Annotated in this window: 5 protein-coding genes and 1 pseudogene; 1 reads left to right on the top strand and 5 read right to left on the bottom strand. The window is 60.2% G+C overall.

Translation table 11 applies throughout. The annotated features are described in order from the left end of the window. The 5 genes and pseudogenes from NW848_RS07775 to purF form a co-directional block, all read right to left on the bottom strand. On the bottom strand, nt 1-248 hold a 248-nt coding region (locus tag NW848_RS07775; protein WP_414510866.1), incomplete at its 3' end, for a pentapeptide repeat-containing protein. A gap of 18 nt (nt 249-266) precedes the next feature. Further along, a pseudogene (locus NW848_RS07770) lies at nt 267-404 on the bottom strand (pentapeptide repeat-containing protein); the annotation flags it as partial. 466 nt (nt 405-870) lie between these two features. Continuing rightward, nucleotides 871-1287 (bottom strand): thiol-disulfide oxidoreductase DCC family protein, encoded by a 417-nt coding sequence (locus NW848_RS07765; RefSeq protein ID WP_099812550.1) that lies wholly within the window; start codon nt 1285-1287, stop codon nt 871-873. Between the two features lie 10 nt (nt 1288-1297). Further along, nucleotides 1298-1840, bottom strand: a complete 543-nt coding sequence (gene def, locus NW848_RS07760; protein ID WP_414510864.1) for a peptide deformylase — start codon at nt 1838-1840, stop codon at nt 1298-1300. Between the two features lie 42 nt (nt 1841-1882). Further along, complete coding sequence (purF, locus tag NW848_RS07755) at nt 1883-3454, bottom strand: amidophosphoribosyltransferase (RefSeq protein ID WP_414402587.1); 1572 nt, start codon at nt 3452-3454, stop codon at nt 1883-1885. Between the two features lie 306 nt (nt 3455-3760). Here purF and NW848_RS07750 point away from each other — a divergent pair, with 306 nt between their 5' ends. Continuing rightward, nucleotides 3761-4447: a hypothetical protein gene (locus NW848_RS07750; protein ID WP_414510863.1), complete on the top strand. Its 687-nt coding sequence runs from the start codon at nt 3761-3763 to the stop codon at nt 4445-4447. Nucleotides 4448-4484 lie beyond the last annotated feature (37 nt).

The raw sequence follows: 4484 nt of genomic DNA, 5'->3' as shown, positions 1-4484 counted from the left end.
ACAATTTCCCAGATCAGTTGCCACTTGCGGTCAATTTGCGTTTCGCGGGAAATGACGACCCACTTCAAGTTGGCGTCTGCTAGATTGGCTCCCCGCAGGTTGGCCCCAATGAGATTGGCCCCCATCAAGTTGGCTCCGCTTAAGTCGGCTCCCCTCAAGTCTGCACCACTGAGGTCTGCCTGACTGAGGTTGGCTCCAACCAGGCTGGCGTGGCTTAGATTGACCTGGCCCAGTCTCGCTCGACTCAAGCTGGCCCCGCTTAAGTCCACCCCCCTTAGGTTTAGCCCGCTGAGGTTGGCCCTCCTCAGATCTGCCCAGCGAAAGTCCCGCTCGCCGGCTCTATATCGTTCTCGGATGTCTCCAACCGGACGCAGGGGAACTTGATAGGTTTTTGCTACTTGCACCAGTTGAGGTATGCCAGAGCTTAGTAAGGTCTTCCAAACTGCAAACTGCACCTGCCAATCCAGATGCTGCTGCGTTGTCTGTAGAAGAATCTTTCTGCTTTTTTCACCAAAGCTTCCAACAGTCCCGTTTCCCCCATAAGGATGGCCACTCCTAAGGACTAGCTGAACGGCTCCTGAACTGCCGGCAACTCCTTCAGCTTTAGTCTTTCCATATCCAGTTGTAGCCACAGCCCACTCCCTGTCGGCTAACTTCGTTTCTATTTTTACTTTGGCCCTGGATAAAGACAAGTTCAGACTTGGGGAGTTCTCACCGGGAAGGTATTCTTCGATATACTAATATTTCGATATGCTAATATGTTCAACTTCAACCTTTCAAACGTGCCAGCTTTGAGGATAGGAATTCAAACTTGGCAAAGGGATCCCTTGGGCCAGGCAGATAAGTATTGCAGTTTACAGAAAAAGAGCTTCAGTCCTTTTCTGCCAAGGGATCCCGGCAGCGCTCACAGACAGCCGGTAGATAAAGGGTGTCACGGCGGCCAAACCACTCGTAGCGGTGATCCCGGATCTGGGCATAGCTCCAGTCTCCCAAAAGCTTGAGGCCGGGAAGGTTGTGGTAGAGGGCCAGCCACAGGGATCCGCTGGGCAAGAGGGCGGCAATTTGTTCGACGGCGGCGGAGCCCTGCCAGCGGCGCTGCGGCTGCTCCAGGTCGATCAGGATCATCCCCAATTCCATCTGCTCTGGCGGGATCCCCCACTGGGCCAGGGTAGCTCCATCCTGCATGGGGGCGTAGCGAAACTGCTGGCCGCGATCCAGGCGCTCCAAGAGCTGGACTCCACTGGCGCAGAGGTTGCACAGGCCGTCGTAGATGACCAGGTAGGGCATGTTGGGATCCTCAGGCAGGGGGCTGGGCCAAAATCTGGGCTTGGTAGTCGGCCTCAGAGAGCAGTTGCTGCGGCTGCCGATCTAGGAACAATCGGCCCCTGAGGTGATCGTATTCGTGCTGGAAGATGCGCGCCGGAAAATCCCGCCAGACCACCCGCTGCCGGGATCCCTCAGGGGTGTGGTACTCCACCTCCACCTCGCGGGAACGGGCCACCAGGCCGCGGCAGTTGGGCACGCTCAAGCACCCTTCCCACCCCAGCACCTGCTCCTCGCTGCAAGCTAGGGGGCGGGGGTTAACCATGACCAGCGGCTCCATCTGGGGTGCATCAGGATAGCGAGGGTTGGGACGGGAGGCTACGATGATGACCTGGAGGGGGAATCCCACCTGAGGGGCCGCCAAGCCCACCCCTTGGGCCTCTTTCAAAGTGGCGAGCATCTCTTCAATTAGGTTTTGCAAAGCCGGCGTCCCAAACTCGGCGACCGGCTCAGCCACTTGAGTCAGGATGGGATCCCCTAGCTGGCGCAGGCGTAAAGTCATGGCGATTGCAGGCATTCAAATGCAAACTGCGGCGAACCCTCCTCTCCCCCCAGGCTCCTAGCGGTCTTTGCGGCTGGCTGCCGTTTCCAAAGCCAGCTTGAAGCGCTTCAGCCCCTCCGGGATGGGGATGGGGTAGTGGCCGGTAAAGCAAGCGGAGCAGAAGGAATTGGGATCCCGGCCCGTAGCGGCCAGCATGCCTTCCCAGCTCAAGTAGGCCAAAGAGTCTACCCCGATTTTCTCGGCAATTTCTGCCACCGAGTACTTGGCGGCAATAAGCTGATCTTGGCTGTCGGTGTCGATGCCGTAGAAGCAGGGATGGGTAACCGGAGGGCTGGAGATGCGCATGTGGACTTGGGTGGCCCCCGCCTGGCGCAGGGCCTTGACGATCTTTTGGCTGGTGGTGCCCCGCACAATCGAGTCGTCCACGATCACAATCCGCTGCCCCCGCAGCACGTCTTCCAGGGGGTTGAGCTTCATGCGAATGCCCCGCTCCCGCATCGACTGGGTAGGCTGAATGAAGGTGCGGCCCACATAGCGGTTTTTAATCAGCCCCTCGGTGTAGGGGATCCCTGTCTGGCGGGCATAGCCAATGGCCGCCGGGGTGCCGGAATCGGGCACCGCGATCACCCAGTCGGCCTCTGCCGGAGCTTCCCTGGCCAGTTGTTCTCCCAGCCGCACCCGGTAGGAGTAGAGGCTTTCCCCATGCATGCAACTATCGGGGCGGGCAAAGTAGATCATCTCGAAGATGCACAGTTTAGGGTTGGCCTCCGCCCAGCGCACCGATTGCAGCCCCTGCCGGTCAATCCACACCAGCTCCCCCGGCTCCACGTGGCGCAGGTAATCGGCTCCGATGATATCCAGAGCACAGGTCTCGGAGGCTAAGACATAGTGTAACCGTGGGGCTTCGGGGCAATGAGGGCTGCCCACCATCTGGGGCTGCAGCAGCTCCTGCCTGGTGGGGTTGCGGCTCAAAAACCCCAACACCAGCGGGCGCACGCCGTAGGGATCCCGTGCCCCGATCAGCCCTTCTGGCGTGCCGATGACCAGGCTAAAGGCCCCGCGGCAGCGGCGCAGAGCCTGACAGGTGGCTTCCACCCAGCCTTGGCCCTGATTGACCGCCTGGGCAATGGCGTGGGCAATACACTCCGAGTCGGTGCTGCCGGTGAGGTGGCGGTCGGCAGCTTCCAGCTCTTGCCGCAGCTCTTCGGCGTTGACCAAATTGCCATTGTGGGCCAAAGCCAGCGGCCCCAGGCGGGTTTCCACAATGATCGGCTGAGCGTTGGCGGCGCGGCTGGAGCCGGTGGTGGAGTAGCGGGTGTGGCCCACCGCCAAGTCGCCGCTCAGTTGGCCCAGATTTACCGGGTCAAAAACTTGGGAAACCAACCCCATCGCCTTGTGCACTCGGCAAAAGGCCCCCTCAAAGGTGGCGATGCCCGCCGATTCCTGGCCTCGATGCTGCAGGGCAAACAGCCCAAAATAGGTCAGCTTGGCCACCTCCTCGCCGGGAGCCAGAATGCCAAACACCCCGCAGGCCTCTTTGGGCCCTTCCTGGCTGTTCCAGAATTCAGCAGGTCGCTCTTGCAGCCCTGCTTGCGCTGAAGATGGTTCTGCTCCCGCCTTCGCTGCCATGGATCCCCTCTTGCTGTGGCACTTACCAGTCTAACCTGAGCGCCCTTGAGATCTCACCGCCGAGGCGGATCCCATGCGGTAGATGTCACCCGTAGTGTTTACAAAAAATTGAGGCTCTATCTATAGTGTTAGGAGCACCCGCGAGACTCTGCTTTCGCAGTTGAGGGAGCAGGGCTGTGTGGGTTTTGAGTTGAACGCTGCCGAGACTCAGTTCTCCCAACAAAACCCCAAAGCTTGTGTTATGAGGAGCCAAAGCCCATGAAACAGCAGCCCCCTAGGTTCCGCCAGAGCTGGATGTTCTCCGCAATGAGAGCGAGTGTAGCCGCTTTTGTGTCGTTGTCACTGGTGGCCTGCCAAGAAGATGCCCGCGAACAGCCCTCGGTCACCATTACGCCTGTGCCAGTAACGGTTGTGGCACCGACGCCCACGCCTTTTCTCGTCCCCAGTCCGACGCCTACTCCCGTCCCGACGCCTCTGCTCACCCCGACCCCCACCCCACTCTTGAATCCGTTCCCCAGCCCTTCCCCCACCGCTTCCTTCTCGGCGGAGCCACCTTCGATTGCCGTGGTGGCACTGACGGACGCGCGACAGACGGTTCCCTTCAATGTCTTGGTGGCTGTAACAACTCCTGCGGGTTTGGGCAGCGGCATCAGCTTCCGGGTGGAAATCCGACAAAACCCTCTCACCCTCACGTTTGATTTCACTGCCGCTGCCGCCGGCTGTCAGGTCAACAGCAGAACCTGCATCGGCACCCTTCCCATCACCATTCCGGCCTCTGTCCCTCCTGGAGATTACGAGGTTACGGCCATGGTAGCAGACACTCAAGGCCGCATTGCCTCGGCCAAAGCCCCTTTGCGGGTACTGCCGCCGCCTTCACCCACCCCAACACCAACCCCGACCGGCACGCCCAATCCTTTTCCCTCTGTGTCGCCTTCGCCCAGCCCTTCCCCTCGTCCCAGCCCTTCGCCCACCCCAACGCCTAGGCCCCCCTAACCAGCGGAGCCAGTTCCTTGGCTGTCAGGGGAGCCGA

The organism is Synechococcus sp. RC10A2, from assembly GCF_047502605.1.
Note: the sequence above shows the minus strand (reverse complement) of the source record. Positions and strands in the feature narration are given on the sequence as shown.